Annotated in this window: 19 protein-coding genes; 15 read left to right on the top strand and 4 right to left on the bottom strand. The window is 67.4% G+C overall.

Going from position 1 to position 16430, the window contains the following annotated elements; translation table 11 throughout:
- Positions 1 to 78: 78 nt before the first annotated feature.
- The 14 genes from prmC to MQH31_RS16760 all read left to right on the top strand — a co-directional run bounded on the left by prmC (position 79) and on the right by MQH31_RS16760 (position 12382).
- On the top strand, positions 79 to 942 hold the full coding sequence (gene prmC, locus MQH31_RS16825; protein WP_243013025.1) for a peptide chain release factor N(5)-glutamine methyltransferase: 864 nt from the start codon (positions 79 to 81) through the stop codon (positions 940 to 942).
- 124 nt (positions 943 to 1066) lie between these two features.
- A complete protein-coding gene (locus MQH31_RS16820; protein ID WP_243012962.1) occupies positions 1067 to 1807 on the top strand; it encodes an L-threonylcarbamoyladenylate synthase in 741 nt (246 codons plus the stop codon).
- Between the two features lie 2 nt (positions 1808 to 1809).
- Positions 1810 to 3033: an MraY family glycosyltransferase gene (locus tag MQH31_RS16815; RefSeq protein WP_134535878.1), complete on the top strand. Its 1224-nt coding sequence runs from the start codon at positions 1810 to 1812 to the stop codon at positions 3031 to 3033.
- Positions 3030 to 3506 carry a Cg1360 family ATP-synthase-associated protein gene (locus MQH31_RS16810; protein ID WP_134535877.1) on the top strand — a complete coding sequence of 159 codons (477 nt, stop codon included), beginning with the start codon at positions 3030 to 3032 and terminating at the stop codon, positions 3504 to 3506. Before MQH31_RS16815 ends, MQH31_RS16810 begins: the two co-directional genes overlap by 4 nt.
- Before the next feature lie 175 nt (positions 3507 to 3681).
- Entirely contained in the window at positions 3682 to 4470 is a 789-nt protein-coding gene (gene atpB, locus MQH31_RS16805; protein ID WP_134535876.1) for a F0F1 ATP synthase subunit A, read from the top strand.
- Between the two features lie 48 nt (positions 4471 to 4518).
- Entirely contained in the window at positions 4519 to 4761 is a 243-nt protein-coding gene (gene atpE / locus MQH31_RS16800) for an ATP synthase F0 subunit C (RefSeq protein ID WP_134535875.1), read from the top strand.
- Between the two features lie 29 nt (positions 4762 to 4790).
- Positions 4791 to 5339 carry a F0F1 ATP synthase subunit B gene (locus MQH31_RS16795; RefSeq protein ID WP_134536026.1) on the top strand — a complete coding sequence of 183 codons (549 nt, stop codon included), beginning with the start codon at positions 4791 to 4793 and terminating at the stop codon, positions 5337 to 5339.
- On the top strand, positions 5339 to 6136 hold the full coding sequence (locus tag MQH31_RS16790) for a F0F1 ATP synthase subunit delta (RefSeq protein WP_243012961.1): 798 nt from the start codon (positions 5339 to 5341) through the stop codon (positions 6134 to 6136). Before MQH31_RS16795 ends, MQH31_RS16790 begins: the two co-directional genes overlap by 1 nt.
- A gap of 87 nt (positions 6137 to 6223) precedes the next feature.
- The gene (gene atpA, locus MQH31_RS16785) at positions 6224 to 7861 is read left to right on the top strand and encodes a F0F1 ATP synthase subunit alpha (RefSeq protein WP_134536024.1); all 1638 of its coding nucleotides are present in this window, start codon (positions 6224 to 6226) and stop codon (positions 7859 to 7861) included.
- A gap of 51 nt (positions 7862 to 7912) precedes the next feature.
- Positions 7913 to 8815 (top strand): F0F1 ATP synthase subunit gamma, encoded by a 903-nt coding sequence (locus MQH31_RS16780; RefSeq protein ID WP_134535873.1) that lies wholly within the window; start codon positions 7913 to 7915, stop codon positions 8813 to 8815.
- Between the two features lie 18 nt (positions 8816 to 8833).
- Positions 8834 to 10297 (top strand): F0F1 ATP synthase subunit beta, encoded by a 1464-nt coding sequence (gene atpD, locus MQH31_RS16775; protein WP_134535872.1) that lies wholly within the window; start codon positions 8834 to 8836, stop codon positions 10295 to 10297.
- Between the two features lie 2 nt (positions 10298 to 10299).
- Complete coding sequence (locus MQH31_RS16770) at positions 10300 to 10566, top strand: F0F1 ATP synthase subunit epsilon (protein ID WP_134448166.1); 267 nt, start codon at positions 10300 to 10302, stop codon at positions 10564 to 10566.
- A 17-nt stretch (positions 10567 to 10583) separates the two neighbouring features.
- Positions 10584 to 11354 carry a YaaA family protein gene (locus tag MQH31_RS16765; RefSeq protein WP_243012960.1) on the top strand — a complete coding sequence of 257 codons (771 nt, stop codon included), beginning with the start codon at positions 10584 to 10586 and terminating at the stop codon, positions 11352 to 11354.
- Between the two features lie 47 nt (positions 11355 to 11401).
- On the top strand, positions 11402 to 12382 hold the full coding sequence (locus tag MQH31_RS16760) for a malate dehydrogenase (protein WP_243012959.1): 981 nt from the start codon (positions 11402 to 11404) through the stop codon (positions 12380 to 12382).
- Positions 12383 to 12481: 99 nt separating this feature from the next.
- Here the strand turns inward: MQH31_RS16760 and MQH31_RS16755 are convergent, their stop codons facing one another.
- From MQH31_RS16755 to MQH31_RS16740, 4 genes are all read right to left on the bottom strand, one after another.
- Positions 12482 to 13102 (bottom strand): DNA-3-methyladenine glycosylase I, encoded by a 621-nt coding sequence (locus MQH31_RS16755; RefSeq protein ID WP_308196480.1) that lies wholly within the window; start codon positions 13100 to 13102, stop codon positions 12482 to 12484.
- Positions 13099 to 13599: a methylated-DNA--[protein]-cysteine S-methyltransferase gene (locus tag MQH31_RS16750; protein WP_243012958.1), complete on the bottom strand. Its 501-nt coding sequence runs from the start codon at positions 13597 to 13599 to the stop codon at positions 13099 to 13101. The genes MQH31_RS16755 and MQH31_RS16750 overlap by 4 nt, the downstream gene beginning before the upstream one ends.
- A gap of 239 nt (positions 13600 to 13838) precedes the next feature.
- Positions 13839 to 14918 (bottom strand): medium chain dehydrogenase/reductase family protein, encoded by a 1080-nt coding sequence (locus MQH31_RS16745; RefSeq protein WP_243012957.1) that lies wholly within the window; start codon positions 14916 to 14918, stop codon positions 13839 to 13841.
- A gap of 158 nt (positions 14919 to 15076) precedes the next feature.
- Positions 15077 to 15637: a TetR/AcrR family transcriptional regulator gene (locus MQH31_RS16740; RefSeq protein WP_134535866.1), complete on the bottom strand. Its 561-nt coding sequence runs from the start codon at positions 15635 to 15637 to the stop codon at positions 15077 to 15079.
- A gap of 123 nt (positions 15638 to 15760) precedes the next feature.
- Here MQH31_RS16740 and MQH31_RS16735 point away from each other — a divergent pair, with 123 nt between their 5' ends.
- On the top strand, positions 15761 to 16426 hold the full coding sequence (locus MQH31_RS16735) for a TetR/AcrR family transcriptional regulator (RefSeq protein ID WP_243012956.1): 666 nt from the start codon (positions 15761 to 15763) through the stop codon (positions 16424 to 16426).
- Positions 16427 to 16430 lie beyond the last annotated feature (4 nt).

Genomic DNA, 16430 nt, shown 5'->3' with positions numbered 1-16430 from the left:
AGTGTGACAACTGAAGACGACGACCATTCCATTCCCGCCACTTTCCCGGGTTCTGCTCCCGGCGCCGTTCCGGGCACAGTGGACACCATCCGGGACCGCACCATCGGCATCCTCGCCGACGCCGGCATCCAGGACCCCGGCGTCGACGCCGATCTCCTGATCGGCCACGTGCTGGGCCGGAGCCGCGGCGAGGTGCAGGCCGCGGCCATCCTCCGCACCGGTGTCACTCTGGCGGATGCCGCCGCGATTGACCTTCTCGTTTCTCGCCGAGCCCGGCGCGAACCCCTGCAACACATCACCGGGCGCGCCCCGTTCCGCTCGATCGAACTCCTCGTGGGGCCCGGCGTCTTCGTGCCCCGCCCCGAGACGGAGCAGGTCGCCCAGTTCGCGATCGACGCCCTCCTTTCGATGCCGGACCCGGACCCGATCGGCGTCGACCTCGGCACCGGCAGCGGCGCGATCGCGCTCTCCCTCGCCGTCGAGGTGCCGAACGCGCGGATCTGGGCCGTCGAGAACTCCCCGGAGGCCTTCGCCTGGACGACACGCAACTTCGCGGCGGTCAACGCGGCCAACGCGACGCTCGTCTTCGGCGACCTCGCGGACACCGGCATCCTCTCCGAACTCGACGGCACCGTCGCCGTCCTGATCTCGAACCCTCCCTATATACCCATGGATGCGGTGCCGCGCGACCCCGAGGTCCGACTCTTCGATCCGGCTCACGCCCTCTTCGGCGGTGTGGACGGCCTCGATGTCGTCCGGCACGTGTCGCAGACGGCGCTGCGCCTGCTGCGCCCCGGCGGAGTGCTCGTGATCGAGCACGGCGAGCTGCAGGGCGGCGACATCCGCGCCCTGCTCACCGGCGACGGCTGGCGCGCGACCGCCACCCACCGCGACTACACCACCCGCGACCGGGCGACCACCGCCATCCGCCCCACCCCCTGAACCCTGCGCTGAGGTGTCGCACATCGACGTTCCCACGCCTTGCGAACCTCGATCTGCGACACCTCAGCCAGGGCGGGACACGCTCCCAGCCTCGGGAAACACCCCTGCACTAGAATTGGGCGCAATGACACGCATCTACGACTGCACGGTTGTCTCGGACTACGCAACCGGCATGAGACTGGCACGCTCGGCGATCGCTCGCGGCGCGCTCGTCGTCATCCCCACCGACACCGTCTACGGCCTTGCCGCCGACGCGTTCAGCCCGGAGGCCGTGCAACGACTGCTCGACGCGAAGGGCCGCGGCCGACAGTCGCCGCCGCCCGTGCTGATCCCGGGCATCGGCACACTCGACGCGCTCGCGGTCGGTATCCCGGAGCCCGTGCGCGCCCTCGTTGCGGAATTCTGGCCAGGCGGGCTCACCGTCGTGCTCAACGCGCAGCCCTCCCTGGTCTGGGATCTCGGCGACACCCGCGGAACCGTCGCGCTCCGCATGCCGAGCAACCCGATCGCGCTCGACCTCCTCGCCGACACCGGCCCCCTCGCCGTCTCGAGTGCGAACACGAGCGGCCGGCCTTCCGCGGTCGACGCGGCGACCGCAGAAGGGATGCTCGGCGAGAGCGTCGAGGTCTACCTCGACGGGGGAGCGGTCGGCACCGGCTACGAACCGATCGGCGACCGGGCGGGCGACACCTCGTCGACGATCATCGACGCGACCGGTTTCGACACCAACGGCGGCAAGCTCGTGATCGTGCGGAACGGCGTGATCTCCCGGGAGGCCCTCGCGGCCGTCGTCGGCGACGCGCTCGCACCGGTAGGCTTCGTCGCTCCCGTTGCCGCGACCCCCGAAGCGGATGTCGCGGGCTAGCCATGACCGTATTCATCCTGCTGGCCATCGTCTCGGCCGTTGTCACGGCCATCTTCTCCTGGGTCGTGCTCAAAGTCAGCCACCGGTACAAGATCTATCCGAAGATCCGCCTGCGGGACGTGCACACCCGGCCCACCCCCCGCCTCGGTGGGGTCGCCATCTTCTTCGGCGTGATCGCGGCCTTCGGGGTCGCGTACCTCATCTCGGCGCAGTTCGCGCCGCTCCGGCTGGTCTTCTCCGATCCGGAACAGATCGTCGCCATCGTCGGCGCCGCTCTGATGATCGTGCTGCTCGGCGTCGCAGACGACCTCTGGGACCTCGACTGGATGACCAAGCTCGCCGGCCAGTTCATTGCGGCCGGCCTCGTCGCCTGGCAGGGCGTCCAGGTGCTGTCCCTCCCGATCGGCGGGCTCACCGTCGGCTCCTCGTGGATGTCGATCCTGATCACCGTCTTCGTGATCGTGCTCCTGATGAACATGATCAACTTCATCGACGGCCTCGACGGCCTCGTCGCCGGGGTCGCCCTCATCGCCAATGGCGTCTTCTTCATCTACAGCTACCTGCTCGTGCGGGACACCTCGCCGAGCAACTACTTCAACCTCGCCTCCGTGATCGCCGCGATCCTGGTCGGCGCCTGCATCGGCTTCCTGCCGCTCAACTGGCGTCCCGCCAAGATCTTCATGGGAGACTCCGGCTCCATGCTCGTCGGCCTCCTGATGGCGACCTCCGCGATCGCGATCACCGGGCAGATCGACCCGACCGCGGTGAACCGGTCTCAGCTCTTCCCCGCGTTCATCCCGATCCTGATGCCGTTCGCGATCCTGATCATCCCGCTGCTCGACTTCGCACTCGCCGTGTTCCGTCGGGTGCGCGCGGGCAAGTCCCCGTTCAGCGCAGACCGGAAGCACCTGCACCACCGGCTGCTCGACATGGGACACTCGCACCTGCACGCCGTGCTGATCTTCTACGGGTGGACGGCGGCGGCATCCGTGGGGTGCCTGCTCTATTTCGTGTTGCCCGTCTACTTCGGCGTGCAGACCTGGTGGGCGACGCTGTTCCTGGTCTTCGCCCTGCTCGTCTGCACGATCGTGACCCTTGCGCCGCTCAGCCGGTCCAAGAAGGTCGAAGCGGCCACCCAGCTTGCCCACCCAGCCACCCTTCCCCACGACATCGTGAAGCTCGATCGCCTCGACGAGGCATCGACGCAAGCCGAGGAGCACGTATGAGCGCCGTCCAGCAGCCCGAATCCCTGCAGCCGCAGTCCAATCGGGTGTTCCGCAGCATCCTCGTCTACGGCGGCTACCTCGCCGGCGGCATCGCCGTGGTCGGGATGATCGCCGGCGGGCTCGCCGCCGGCGGCATCGGGGTGCTGAGCGCCCTGATCGGCACCGGGATGTCCGTCGTGTTCATGGGGATCACGGCGGGCAGCATCCTGATCGCGAACCGCTTCGCCGGGACGGCCGCAGCGATCGGCGCGTTCTTCGGAATCGTGCTGGGCGGCTGGCTGCTCAAGTTCGTGGTGTTCCTCGTGCTCGTCGTGCTGCTCAAGGGCCAGCCCTGGGTGCAACCGGTCGTGTTGTTCCTGAGCATCATCGCCGGTGTCGTCGGTTCCCTGATCGTCGACGTCGCGGTCATCCGCACAAGCCGCGTTCCCTACGTGAGCGATCTTTCCCGGAACCCAGACCCGAAAAAGCGATGAATTTTCACCCTCAGGATTCGGCCCGGAGTGCGTTTCTTGGTAGGGTAATGACCGGTTCGCCCCGCAGCGCTGCTTTTGTCGTGCTCGACGTTCCGACCCAATTTTCGTCCTCGCGAGAGCAGAGCTCCCCGCCCCGAACCAGGAGAAAGCGCTGCTAGAAACCGCCGTAAACCTGATGCTCCCGTTGGCTACTGACGACGGTAGCTTCCATGGCCCATCCATCAATGAGTTCTTCCCCGAGGGCATCTTCTTCGTGGGGACGCCGTTCGAGATCAACCGGATCATGCTGATCCGTTTCATTGCGATGGCCGCCCTGATGCTGCTCTTCTGGCTCGGAACGCGCCGAATGAAGATCGTCCCCACCCGGCTGCAGAGCCTCGTGGAGATGGGCCTCGACTTCGCCAGGGTCAGCATCGCGGAAAGCATCCTCGGCAAGAAGGAGGGCAAGCGTTTCCTGCCCCTTCTCACGACGATCTTCTTCCTCGTGCTGTTCATGAACCTGACCGGACCGATCCCGCTCCTCAACATCGCGGGCACCTCGGTGATCGGCGTTCCGCTGCTCCTCGCCGTCATCTCGTACTGCACCTTCATCTACGCCGGCCTCAAGAAGAACCCGGGCAACTTCGTCCGCAACTCGCTCTTCCCGCCCGGGGTGCCGAAGGCGCTCTACATCATCGTGACGCCGATCGAGTTCATCTCGACCTTCCTCGTCCGCCCGGTCACTCTGACCCTGCGACTGCTGATGAACATGATCGTCGGCCACCTGCTGCTGGTGCTCTTCTTCACGGCGACCCAGTTCTTCTTCTTCACGGCCGACGGAGCCTTCAAGCTCTTCGGTGCAGGCACCCTCGTCTTCGGGCTCGCGTTCACCCTCTTCGAGGTCCTGATCGCCGTGCTCCAGGCGTACATCTTTGCCCTGCTCACCGCCGTTTACATCCAGCTCGCGGTGGCTGAAGAACACTAACCTCGAATCCGGCACTCGCTGTATTCGTCACAACGGAAGGAAACAAACGTGGACGCAACTACCGTTCTCGCGGCAATCTCAGGAAACATCGCCACTGTCGGTTACGGCCTCGCCGCAATCGGCCCGGCAATCGGCGTGGGTATCGTCGTCGGCAAGACCATCGAGGGCGTTGCTCGTCAGCCCGAACTGGCCGGCCAGCTCCAGGTCCTGATGTACATCGGCATCGCATTCACCGAGGCGCTCGCGTTCATCGGTATCGCAACGTACTTCATCTTCACCACCGGCCAGTAATCCTCTTTTCTCTCTAGTTAGGAGGCATGATGCTTCACGCAGTAATTGCAGCTGCCGCGGAAGAGACGAAGAACCCGCTCATCCCCGAGTTGCCGGACATCATCTGGTCCGCGGTGTGCTTCGTCGTGATTCTCTTCTTCTTCTGGAAGCTCATCCTTCCGAGAATGCAGAAGATGCTCGACGACCGCGCTGAGGCCATCGAGGGCAACATCGCCAAGGCGGACGACGCCCAGCGCAAGGCAGAGGCCGCACTCGAGCGGTACACGGCCCAGCTGGCCGACGCCCGCGCAGAAGCCGGCAAGATCCGCGAGGTCGCCCGCGCGGACGGCCAGAAGATCATCTCCGAACTCAAGGAGCAGGCCGGCGCTGAGGCGGCCCGCATCACCGCGAGTGCCAAGGCCCAGATCGAAGCGGAACGTCAGGCGGCAGTCCTGTCCCTCCGTGCCGAAGTCGGCACCCTGGCCATCGACCTCGCGTCCGGAGTCATCGGCGAAAGCCTGACGGACGACGCGAAGGCGAGTGCCATCGTCGACCGTTTCCTGGCCGACCTTGAGGCCTCGGAGAAAGCAGCTAAGTAATGGGAAGCGCCACCAGGGAAGCTTTGGCCTCGTCGAGGGCGGTACTCACTGCCCATGGCCGCACGCCCGATCTCGCAACAGGCGAAGGCCTGCTCGACTCCGGCCGTGTCATCGGTGATTCGGCGCAGCTCCTGTCTGCCCTGGTCGACCCCGCAGCGGATGCCGCGGCCAAGACGACACTCGTCGCCGCGGTCTTCTCGGCGAAACTGACCCCGACCGCACTGGACCTGCTCCAGACGGTCGCCGCCGCACGCTGGTCGAGTCACTCCGACCTGCTCGCCGGCATCGAAGAACTCGGGCTGCGGGCCGTCGCTTCGTCGGCCCCGGTGGCCGGTGCCGTGGAAGCGGAGTTGTTCGAATTCGGGACGGCCGTCGCGTCCAACGGTGAACTCGAACTGGCACTGGCGTCGAAGCTCGGCGCAGTCAGCGCCAAGGTGGGACTCATCGATTCCCTGCTCACCGGCAAGGTCTCGGACCAGACGCTCGTCATCGTGCGTCACCTCGTGCAGCAGCCTCGCGGCCGTCGCATCGGGGCTCTCCTGCGATTCGCGGCGACAATCGTCGCAGACGAGGGCGGCACGGCGATTGCGACCGTCTCAACGGCCGAGCTGCTGAGCGCCGCACAGCTGGCGCGCCTGCGCACCAGCCTCACGGCACGTTACGGACGCACGCTCACGATCAACCAGGTCGTGGACGCAGCGATCGTCGGCGGTGTCCGTGTGCAGATCGGTGACGACGTCATCGACGGAACCATCGCCACCCGCCTCAAGGATTTGCGACTTCAGCTTGCCGGTTGACCACAGGTCAGCCGGAACAGAAAAACCACGAGCGGCAACGCTTCGTTCGAGACAGAACCTGTACACCCGTACGGGAAAGGGAAGATGATGGCAGAACTAACGATCAGCCCCGATGAGATCCGCGATGCTCTCCAGGACTTCGTCAAGTCCTACGAGCCGAGCAAGACCGCGACCGCTGAGGTGGGCTACGTCACGACAGCCGGCGACGGTATCGCACACGTCGAGGGCCTGCCCAGCGTGATGGCCAATGAGCTCATCAAGTTCGCCGACGGCACCCTGGGCCTCGCCCAGAACCTCGACGAAGACGAGATCGGTGTTGTCGTGCTCGGTGAGTTCGCCGGCATCGTCGAGGGCATGGAGGTGCACCGCACCGGAGAGGTGCTCTCCGTTCCCGTCGGCGACGGCTACCTCGGTCGCGTCGTCGACCCGCTCGGCGCCCCGATCGACGGTCTCGGCCCGATCGTGAGCGAAGGGCGTCGTGCCCTCGAACTGCAGGCGCCCGGCGTCATGGACCGCAAGTCCGTGCACGAGCCGATGCAGACCGGTATCAAGGCGATCGACGCGATGATCCCGATCGGCCGCGGCCAGCGCCAGCTCATCATCGGTGACCGCCAGACCGGCAAGACCGCGATCGCGATCGACACCATCATCAACCAGAAGGCCAACTGGGCTTCGGGAGACGTGAACAAGCAGGTTCGCTGCATCTACGTCGCCATCGGCCAGAAGGGCTCCACGATCGCCGCCGTCAAGGGCGCGCTCGAGGACGCCGGCGTGATGGAATACACCACCATCGTCGCCTCCCCGGCCTCCGACCCGGCCGGCTTCAAGTACCTCGCCCCCTACACCGGCTCGGCCATCGGCCAGCACTGGATGTACGCGGGCAAGCATGTCCTGATCATCTTCGACGACCTGTCCAAGCAGGCAGAGGCCTACCGCGCCGTTTCCCTGTTGCTGCGTCGTCCGCCGGGACGCGAAGCGTACCCCGGCGACGTGTTCTACCTGCACTCCCGCCTGCTGGAACGTTGTGCCAAGCTGTCCGACGCCCTCGGTGCCGGATCGATGACCGGCCTGCCGATCATCGAGACCAAGGCGAACGACGTCTCCGCGTACATTCCGACCAACGTGATCTCGATCACCGACGGCCAGATCTTCCTGCAGTCCGACCTCTTCAACGCCAACCAGCGTCCCGCGGTCGACGTGGGTATCTCGGTCTCCCGTGTCGGTGGCGACGCCCAGGTCAAGTCCATCAAGAAGGTCTCCGGAACGCTGAAGCTCGAACTGGCGCAGTACCGCTCCCTCGAGGCCTTCGCGATGTTCGCATCCGACCTCGATGCCGCCAGCCGTCGCCAGCTCGCCAGAGGCGCCCGCCTGACCGAGCTGCTCAAGCAGCCGCAGTACTCGCCGTACCCCGTCGAGGACCAGGTCGTCTCGATCTGGGCCGGCACCAACGGCAAGTTCGACGAGGTCCCCGTCGAGGACGTGCTGCGCTTCGAGCGTGGACTTCTCGATCACCTCGGTCGCACCACCGAGGTCCTCAAGACGCTGCGCGAGACGAACGTGCTGAGCGACGAGACCGTCGAAATCCTCGAGCGTGAGGTCGACGTCTTCAAGCGCGAATTTCACACCGGTGAGGGCAAGCCGCTTGCCTCCGTTGGCAAGGAACAGTTCGAAGCGATCACCGCCGACGACGTGAACCAGGAAAAGATTGTCAAGCACCGCCGCTGACCAGCGGGCCTCGACAACCACGATTCACTGAGAAGGAAGCACAGGAGCCACATGGGAGCGCAACTTCGGGTCTACCGGCAGAAGATCAAGTCTGCCCAGACGATGAAGAAGATCACTCGGGCCATGGAGTTGATTTCGGCCTCGCGCATTCAGAAGGCGAGGGCGAGGGTTTCGGCCTCGACTCCGTACTCGCAGTCGATCACCCGGGCGGTCTCGGCCGTCGCGACGTATTCCAACGTCGCGCACGTTCTGACGACCGAGCCGGAGAAGGTCGAGCGCGCCGCGGTCGTCATCTTCACCTCGGACCGAGGCCTCGCAGGGGCGTTCAGCTCTCAGGTGCTGAGAGAAGCCGAGTCGCTCAGCGAACTGCTGCGCGGTCAGGGCAAGGATGTCGTCTACTTCCTCGTCGGACGCAAGGCCGTCGCCTACTTCGGCTTCCGCAGGCGCGCCTCCGAGCGGGTCTGGACCGGCGGAACCGACCAGCCCCAGTTGGAGATCGCCCAGGAGATCAGCGAGTCATTGCTGGAAACCTTCCTGCGTGACGCAGAAGACGGTGGCGTCGATGAGATTCACGTGGTGTTCAACCGCTTCGTGAGCATGGTCACCCAGGTGCCCCAGGTCGTCCGCCTGCTGCCGCTCGAGGTCGTCGAGGGAGTGGACGAGCCCGGAGACGGTCAGGTCCTGCCCCTCTACGAGTTCGAACCGGACGTCGAGACGGTTCTCGACGCCCTGCTGCCGGTCTACATCGAGAGTCGCGTGTTCAACGCGATGCTCCAGTCGGCCGCCGCAGAGCACGCCGCACGCCAGAAGGCGATGCAGTCGGCCGCCGACAACGCCGACAAGCTGATCACGACCTTCACCCGGCTGTCCAACAACGCCAGGCAGACCGAGATCACCTCGCAGATTTCCGAGATCGTGGGTGGGGCCGATGCGCTCTCATCCGCCAAGAACTAAACCAGAGAAGAGAGAGCAATGACTGACATCGCAACCGCGCCAGTCCACGCGCCGGTCGATACCGTTGCCGTCGGCCGGATCGCCCGCGTCACGGGCCCGGTCGTCGACATCGAGTTCGCGCACGACTCGATCCCGGGCATGTACAACGCGCTGAAGACGACCATCGTCATCGGTGACGTCTCTACTGAGATCACCCTCGAGGTCGCGCTTCACCTCGGAGACGACCTGATCCGCGCGATCGCGCTCAACCCGACCGACGGCCTCGTCCGCGGCCAGGAGGTCCGGGACACCGGAGCCCCCATCATGGTTCCGGTCGGCGAGGTCACCAAGGGCCGCGTCTTCAACGCCATCGGTGAGGTGCTCAACGCCGAGCCCGGCGAGAAGATCGAGATCACGGAGCGCTGGCCCATCCACCGCAAGCCGCCGCCCTTCGACCAGCTCGAGGCCAAGACCCAGCTGTTCGAGACCGGCATCAAGGTCATCGACCTGCTCACGCCGTACGTCCTCGGCGGCAAGATCGGCCTCTTCGGTGGAGCCGGCGTCGGCAAGACCGTCCTGATCCAGGAAATGATCCAGCGCGTCGCGCAGGACCACGGTGGAGTCTCGGTGTTCGCCGGAGTCGGCGAGCGCACCCGTGAGGGCAACGACCTCATCAAGGAAATGGAAGAGGCCGGCGTCTTCGACAAGACCGCCCTCGTGTTCGGCCAGATGGACGAGCCGCCGGGAACGCGTCTTCGCGTCGCCCTCTCCGCGCTCACCATGGCCGAGTACTTCCGCGACGTCGCCAAGCAGGACGTGTTGCTCTTCATCGACAACATCTTCCGCTTCACCCAGGCCGGTTCCGAGGTGTCGACCCTTCTGGGCCGCATGCCGAGCGCCGTGGGCTACCAGCCGACCCTCGCGGACGAGATGGGCATCCTCCAGGAGCGCATCACCTCGACCCGTGGCCACTCGATCACGTCTCTGCAGGCCATCTACGTGCCCGCCGACGACTACACCGACCCGGCACCGGCGACGACCTTCGCCCACCTCGACGCCACGACCGAGCTGTCCCGCGAGATCGCGTCGAAGGGCCTCTACCCGGCCGTCGACCCGCTCACCTCGACCAGCCGTATCCTCGACCCCCGCTACCTGGGCGCCGACCACTACAACACGGCCGTCCGCGTCAAGGCGATCCTGCAGAAGAACAAGGAACTCCAGGAGATCATCGCGATCCTCGGTGTTGACGAACTCTCCGAGGAAGACAAGGTCACAGTTTCACGGGCCCGTCGCATCCAGCAGTTCCTCTCGCAGAACACCTACATGGCGAAGAAGTTCACCGGTGTCGAGGGTTCCACGGTGTCGCTCAAGGACACCATCGAGTCCTTCACGGCTATCGCCAACGGTGACTTCGACCACGTAGCCGAGCAGGCATTCTTCAACGTCGGCGGCATCTCCGACGTCGAAGAGAAGTGGGCGAAAATCCAGAAGGAGAACGACTAGCCATGGCAGGGGCTCCGCTCACCGTCAGCGTCGTCTCGGCGGACCAGGAAGTCTGGTCCGGCGAGGCAACCATGGTCGTCGCGCGCACCGTCGAAGGCCAGATCGGCATCCTGCCGGGCCACGAGCCCTTGCTCGCCATCCTGGCGAGCGGCGAGGTACGCCTGACCCTGCCCGGCGGCGAGAAGATCGTCGCCCAGGCGGAAGACGGCTTCCTGTCGGTCGCCAACAACCAGGTCACGATCGTCGCGCGCAAAGCGGGGCTCGTCTAGCCTTGTCGATCTAGCCCGTGCTGCTCCTGCTGCCGCCCTCCGAGACGAAACGCACAGGCGGTACCGGCGAACCGCTCGATCTGAACCACCTCAGGTACCCGTCGCTGAACTCTCAGCGGCGGGTACTCGTGCGTGAGCTGCGCTCACTCGCCCGGAACCCCGAGGCCATGATGGCCGCCCTCAAACTCGGTCGCACCCAGGCCGGAGAGGTCGCCCACAACCGTGCGCTGACGACCGCACCGACGATGGCCGCGCTCGACCGGTACACGGGTGTGCTCTACGACGCCCTGGACGCGCAGACACTGACGCTCGCCGACCGGGACTGGGCCGCAGGGAACGTGCTCGTCCACTCGGCACTGTTCGGTCCGATCGGCGCACTCGATCCGATTCCGGCCTACCGGCTGTCCACGACGAGCCGGCTGCCCGGCCTCGCGCTCAAGCAGCACTGGGGGCCGAGAATCGCGGCTGTGCTCGCCGGGGAAACCGGCCTCGTGCTCGATCTCCGTTCGGCGGGTTACGTCGGCCTCGGCGCCGCACCCGCCCGGACCGGCTCCGTGCTGCTCCGCGTCGTCACGGAAACCCCCGACGGGCACGTGCGCGCCCTCAACCACTTCAACAAGACCGCGAAGGGCCGGTTCACCCGCGCTCTCATCCGGAGCGCCCCCGACCTCGGGTCCGTCGACGACCTGCTCGGCTGGGCTTCCGGCGCCGGCTTCACCGTGCGCACGGCGGGGCCCGCCGCGCTCGAGCTCCTGGACGACGCGCCGCTCGCCGCGGCACTGTCCTGACGAACCCCGGCGCCCGGCCGTATGCTGGCAGCGTGTCCACTCCAACGATGAATGTCACCGTAACCGGCGCCGGCGGTCAGATCGGCTACGCCCTGCTCTTCCGCATCGCGTCCGGCCAGATGTTCGGCCCGACGACCCCGGTGAACCTCCGGCTCCTCGAGATCCCCGCCGGGCTCGCCGCAGCGGCGGGCACCGCCCTCGAACTCGAGGACTGCGCCTTCCCCCTGCTGCGGGACGTGATGGTGACGGATGACCCCACGCGCGCCTTCGACGGAGTGAACGTCGCCCTTCTCGTCGGCTCCCGGCCGCGCGGCATCGGCGAGGAGCGCGTGGCGCTTCTCGAGGGCAACGGCCGCATCTTCGGGCCGCACGGCACCGCCATCAACGCCGGCGCGGCATCCGACGTGCGCGTGCTCGTGGTGGGGAACCCGGCCAACACGAACGCGCTAGTCGCGGCCGCGTTCGCCCCGGACATCCCCGCGGAGCGTTTCACCGCGCTGACGAGGCTCGACCACAACCGCGCCGTCGCCCAGCTCGCCGTGCGCCTCGGGGTGCACGTCTCCGAGATCGACGGCCTCGCCATCTGGGGAAACCACTCGGCGACCCAGTACCCCGACGTCTTCCATGCGACGGCCGCCGGGCGCCCGGTTCGCGAGCTCGTCGACGAGGACTGGCTCGCCGGGACCTTCATTCCCCGAGTCGAGAAACGCGGCTACGAGATCATCACCGCGCGCGGGGCCTCCTCGGCCGGGTCGGCCGCCGAGGCGACGATCGACCACGTCTACGACTGGGTGCACGGCACCGGCTCGAGCTGGACCTCCGCCGCCATCGTCTCCGACGGCTCATACGGAGTTCCGGAGGGCCTCGTCTGCTCCTTCCCGGTGCGGTCGGTGGACGGTCAGTGGCAGATCGTGCAGGGACTCGAACTGAACGCCTTCTCCCGGACCCGGATCGACGCATCCGTCGCCGAACTCATCGAGGAACGCGACCACGTGCGCGCCCTCGGCCTGCTCCCCGCCGCCCGCTGACCCGGACCTGACCTCTCCACTCTCACCCACAGTTACCTTTCCGGTCGAAAGTTCCACCTGCGCCGGTCACTCTCGACCGGAAAGGTAACTCTCGCTGGGTCAGGAGGCGCGGTGGCAGCCGGCGAAGTGGTCGTCGACGAGGCCGGCGGACTGCATCAGTGCGTACATCGTCGTCGGGCCGACGAAACGGTAGCCGCGGGAACGGAGTTCCTTACTGAGCGCCGTCGACTCCGGGGTGATCGCGGGGACGTCGCCGAGTTCGCGCGGCCGGGTCGCGCGGGCGGGTGGGGCGAAACTCCAGATCAGCTCGCCGAGCCCCTCGCCGAGGTTCTGGGTGACCCTGGCGTTGCCGATCGCGGCCTCGATCTTGCCCCGGTGGCGGATGATGGCGGCATCGCCGAGGAGACGCTCGACGTCTGCGGCGGTCATGGCCGCGACCCGGTCGACGTCGAAGCCGTTGAACGCCGCCCGGAAGGCCGGCCGACGACGAAGGATGGTGATCCAGGAGAGGCCGGCCTGGAAGCCCTCGAGGCAGAGCTTCTCGAAGAGCCGCTCGTCGTCGCGGAGGGGGCGACCCCACTCCTCGTCGTGGTAGCGGCGGTACTCGGGGTCGCCGTTCGCCCACGCGCACCGGACCACACCGTCCTCGCCGGTGCGGAGGGCGCTCGGGGCTGTCGCAGGGGCTGCGGCAGCGCCATGTGCGGGCGCCGGGTCGGTCACGAACGGTACTCGATGCCCTCGTGGCCGAGCAGCCACTCCTTGGTGGGGATGCCGCTGCCGCCGCTGTAGCCCGTGATGCGGCCGTTGCTCGCGAGCACGCGGTGACAGCCGATCAGGATCGGCAGCGGGTTCGCGCCGACGGCCCCGCCGATCGCGCGCCCGGAGCCCGGCCGGTCGATGGAGAGGCCGAGTTCGCCGTAGCTCGTGACGGTGCCGTAGTCGAGCTCGTCGAGGCGGGCCCAGACCGCGCGCTGGAAGGCGGTGCCGCCCGCGAGGTGCAGCGGAACGTCGAATCGGGTGCGGGTGCCGGCGAAGTATTCGGTGAGCTGTTTCGCGGCCTCCTCGAGAACGGGGGAGGGGTGCTCCGGCTGGTCTTCGTGCGGCAGATGTCCCTCGCGCTCGATCGAGAGCGTGAGGACGCCGACGTCGTCGCCGGTGAGTTCCAGCCGGCCGATGGGGCTGGAGAGACGGATCAAGGCGGTCGGGGTGCTGTCCATGGTTCGACTGTAGTCGGGGGCCGCCCGCGCCTCTGGCGGGTTTCGGACCTGGGGAAAACCCGGCGTGAGCTGCGTCTGGTGGGGAGGCGCGACATCCGTGCCCGGCCCGTCGGGCCTCACGAAACGCAGGAGAATCGGGCCGTTGAGGCTGTGGTGGCCTCAACGGCCCGGATATCCTGCGTTTCGATGTGGGAACAGAACGGGCGGGAGGGGGAGAGGGTGCGAGCGGATGCCGCGGCTCAGGGGATCAGGATCACCTTGCCGAGAGCGGTGCGCGACTCGGCGAGCCGCATCGCGGCGGCGGCCTCGACGAGCGGGAACCGCGCGGCGATCTGCGGGGTGACGATCCCGCGCTCGACTAGGGAGAGGAGCGCGGTGAGGTCCTCCCGGTGATGCCTGCGGAAGGCGGCCGGCGTGATCCGGTGCCCGGCCCAGAAATCGAAGAACAGGGCGCGCTGGCCGTTCGGCAGGGCGTTCCAGAGGGTGAGCCGGGCCAGGAGCCCGATGAAGAGCGGCAGGAGCGACCCGGTGTCCGTGAGGGCCGAGGCGATGCCGTACGAGACCAGTGTGCCGCCGCGGGCGAGCAGGCTCTTCGAGATCCGGGCGCTCGCGAGGCCGAGGTGGTCGAAGGCGGCGTCGACGCCGCCGGGGGCGAGTTCACGGACGCGGGCGGCGAGGTCCGGGTCGGCGTAGTCGACCGGCTCGACCCCGAGGCCGCGGAGGGCCGCGTGGTGCCGGGGAGCGGCGGTGCCGATCACCCGGATTCCCGCGTGGACGGCGAGTTGCACGAGGATCGTGCCGACCCCGCCGCTCGCGCCGTGCACGAGGATGGTCTGGCCGCTCGTCACGCGCGCCTTCCGGTGCAGCATCTGCCACGCGGTGATCCCGTTGACGATGACCGACTCGACGACGGCGGCATCGATCGGTGCGGGCACCGGAACGAGGTCCGCGGCGGGCACGAGCGCCTCGCTCGCCCAGCCGCCGGTCTTGGTCGCGGCGGCGACCCGACGCCCCACGAGACCGGGATCGCCCCCCGGGCCGACCGCCGCGACGACGCCGACGAGGTCGTAGCCGGGCACGAAGGGGAACTTCGGCTGGCCGGGGTAGCGTCCGCGGCGCATCGACTGCTCGGCGAACGAGATGCCGCTCGCCTCGACGCGCACCCGGGCCTGGCCGCGGGACGGGGCGGGCAGCATCCGTCGCCGGATCTGGAAGCCGTCGGGTTCGACAATGCCGGGCATCACGATCTCGGTGGTCAGGGTGGGGGACGAGCCGGTCCGTGGAGCGGGTGTCGTTGCGGGGCCGTTGTTCGTTGTCATGGTGTTCTCCTGGTGTCGGTGTCGGTGTCGGTGTCGGTATCGGTGATGGTGATGGTGATGGTGATGAGGGAAGGGGAGAGGTGGGTGACTGATCACTCACTCAATGCGAGACGATGAAGCGGGCGGCGCCGGGCCGGTTGGCTGGTGCGGGGAGCGGGTCAGGGGTGGCGGATGCCGGCCGTGAGCAGTCGGGCCCACTCGGCCGGTACGTCGTCGAGTCCGGTGGTGACGATGAGGTGGCAGAGCTGGCCGTAGGCGACAAAGCGCTGCACGGCTTCGTCCGTGGCGCCCGAGCGCGAGCGGACCATGGTCGTGATCGACTCGATGCCCCGCCGGAGCGCGGCACCGATCTCGGGAATGGTTGCGGCGGACTGGGCGTGCACCTGGAGCATCAGGAGCGACCGGTCGGCGATGAGGTCGGCGTATGCTCCGCCCATCGCGTTGAGGATGCCGTCGGGGCTCCGGTCTGCGCTGGTCTCCGCCCCGCGGGAGAGGGCTGCCCCTGCGCGTTCGAAGCATTCATCGAGTGCGGCGACGAAGAGTGCCTCCTTGTTCGGGAACAGCTTGGAGACGTAGGCGGGGGAGATGCGGGCGTGTTCGGCGATATTCGCGATCGGCGTGCCGAGGTAGCCCGTCCGCGCGAACACCTCGATCGCGCTGTCGATCACGAGGGAGCGGCGCGCTTCGGCGGTGGACAGGCGAACGGCGGGGGCTGGCATGTGAGTGACTGTACACTCACTCATTCCGGGAGCGCAAGCGAATCGCGAAAGCCGATGGCTGTTCACGAGAAATTCGCCGGGTATCGGCTTGTGAGTGAGCGCTCACTCATCTAAACTGGCGGGATGACAGCCAAGCCGCCCCGTGCCAAGCCGCTGCCGGTCGAGGACCGGAGGGCGATGCTCATCGACGCGACCCTGCCGTTGCTGCTCGAGCATGGGAACGCCGTGACCACGCGGCAGATCGCCGACCGGGCTGGCATCGCCGAGGGCACCATCTTCCGGGCCTTCGACAGCAAGGACGACCTGATCGATGCCGTCGTCGCCCGGCAGGTCGATCCAGAACCGTTCCGGCGCCGGCTGCGCGGCATCGACACCACCCTGCCCCTCGAGGAACGCATCACCGCGATCGTCGCCCTGATGCGGAACCGGTTCACGACCGTATTCAGCCTGATGTCCGTGATCGGGCACCGTGGCCCGCACCCCAGTGACGACTCCCGGCGGGAATTCGCCGAGATCATCGCGCGGATCCTTGCTCCGGACCTCGACCGGCTCACCGTGTCCGCCGAGCGCGCGGCCCAGGTCATCCGGATGCTGACCCTCGCAGCGTCTGTCCCGCACGTCCGCAACGGACCGGAGTTCGACGACGCCGAGATCGCCGCGCTGATCCTGCACGGGATCGACGGAATCCCGGCGCCCGGCCCGATGACGACCGGCCCGACACGTGCCGAAACCTCCCTCCCGGCGTCCGCGCCGGCCACAGACTCCACCCTTATCCCCGCCTTGCCCTAGGAGA

This window comes from Cryobacterium zhongshanensis, assembly GCF_022760445.1.
Lineage (GTDB): Bacteria > Actinomycetota > Actinomycetes > Actinomycetales > Microbacteriaceae > Cryobacterium > Cryobacterium algoricola.
Note: the sequence above shows the minus strand (reverse complement) of the source record. Positions and strands in the feature narration are given on the sequence as shown.

Excerpts from the sequence above, each read along its gene's own strand:
- MQH31_RS16820 (WP_243012962.1), top strand. The coding sequence starts at position 1,067 with ATGACACGCATCTACGACTGCACGGTTGTCTCGGACTACGCAACCGGC.
- MQH31_RS16815 (WP_134535878.1), top strand. The coding sequence starts at position 1,810 with ATGACCGTATTCATCCTGCTGGCCATCGTCTCGGCCGTTGTCACGGCC.
- MQH31_RS16810 (WP_134535877.1), top strand. The coding sequence starts at position 3,030 with ATGAGCGCCGTCCAGCAGCCCGAATCCCTGCAGCCGCAGTCCAATCGG.
- atpB (WP_134535876.1), top strand. The coding sequence starts at position 3,682 with ATGCTCCCGTTGGCTACTGACGACGGTAGCTTCCATGGCCCATCCATC.
- MQH31_RS16795 (WP_134536026.1), top strand. The coding sequence starts at position 4,791 with ATGCTTCACGCAGTAATTGCAGCTGCCGCGGAAGAGACGAAGAACCCG.
- MQH31_RS16790 (WP_243012961.1), top strand. The coding sequence starts at position 5,339 with ATGGGAAGCGCCACCAGGGAAGCTTTGGCCTCGTCGAGGGCGGTACTC.
- atpA (WP_134536024.1), top strand. The coding sequence starts at position 6,224 with ATGGCAGAACTAACGATCAGCCCCGATGAGATCCGCGATGCTCTCCAG.
- MQH31_RS16780 (WP_134535873.1), top strand. The coding sequence starts at position 7,913 with ATGGGAGCGCAACTTCGGGTCTACCGGCAGAAGATCAAGTCTGCCCAG.
- atpD (WP_134535872.1), top strand. The coding sequence starts at position 8,834 with ATGACTGACATCGCAACCGCGCCAGTCCACGCGCCGGTCGATACCGTT.
- MQH31_RS16770 (WP_134448166.1), top strand. The coding sequence starts at position 10,300 with ATGGCAGGGGCTCCGCTCACCGTCAGCGTCGTCTCGGCGGACCAGGAA.
- MQH31_RS16760 (WP_243012959.1), top strand. The coding sequence starts at position 11,402 with ATGAATGTCACCGTAACCGGCGCCGGCGGTCAGATCGGCTACGCCCTG.
- MQH31_RS16750 (WP_243012958.1), bottom strand. The coding sequence starts at position 13,599 with ATGGACAGCACCCCGACCGCCTTGATCCGTCTCTCCAGCCCCATCGGC.
- MQH31_RS16745 (WP_243012957.1), bottom strand. The coding sequence starts at position 14,918 with ATGACAACGAACAACGGCCCCGCAACGACACCCGCTCCACGGACCGGC.
- MQH31_RS16740 (WP_134535866.1), bottom strand. The coding sequence starts at position 15,637 with ATGCCAGCCCCCGCCGTTCGCCTGTCCACCGCCGAAGCGCGCCGCTCC.
- MQH31_RS16735 (WP_243012956.1), top strand. The coding sequence starts at position 15,761 with ATGACAGCCAAGCCGCCCCGTGCCAAGCCGCTGCCGGTCGAGGACCGG.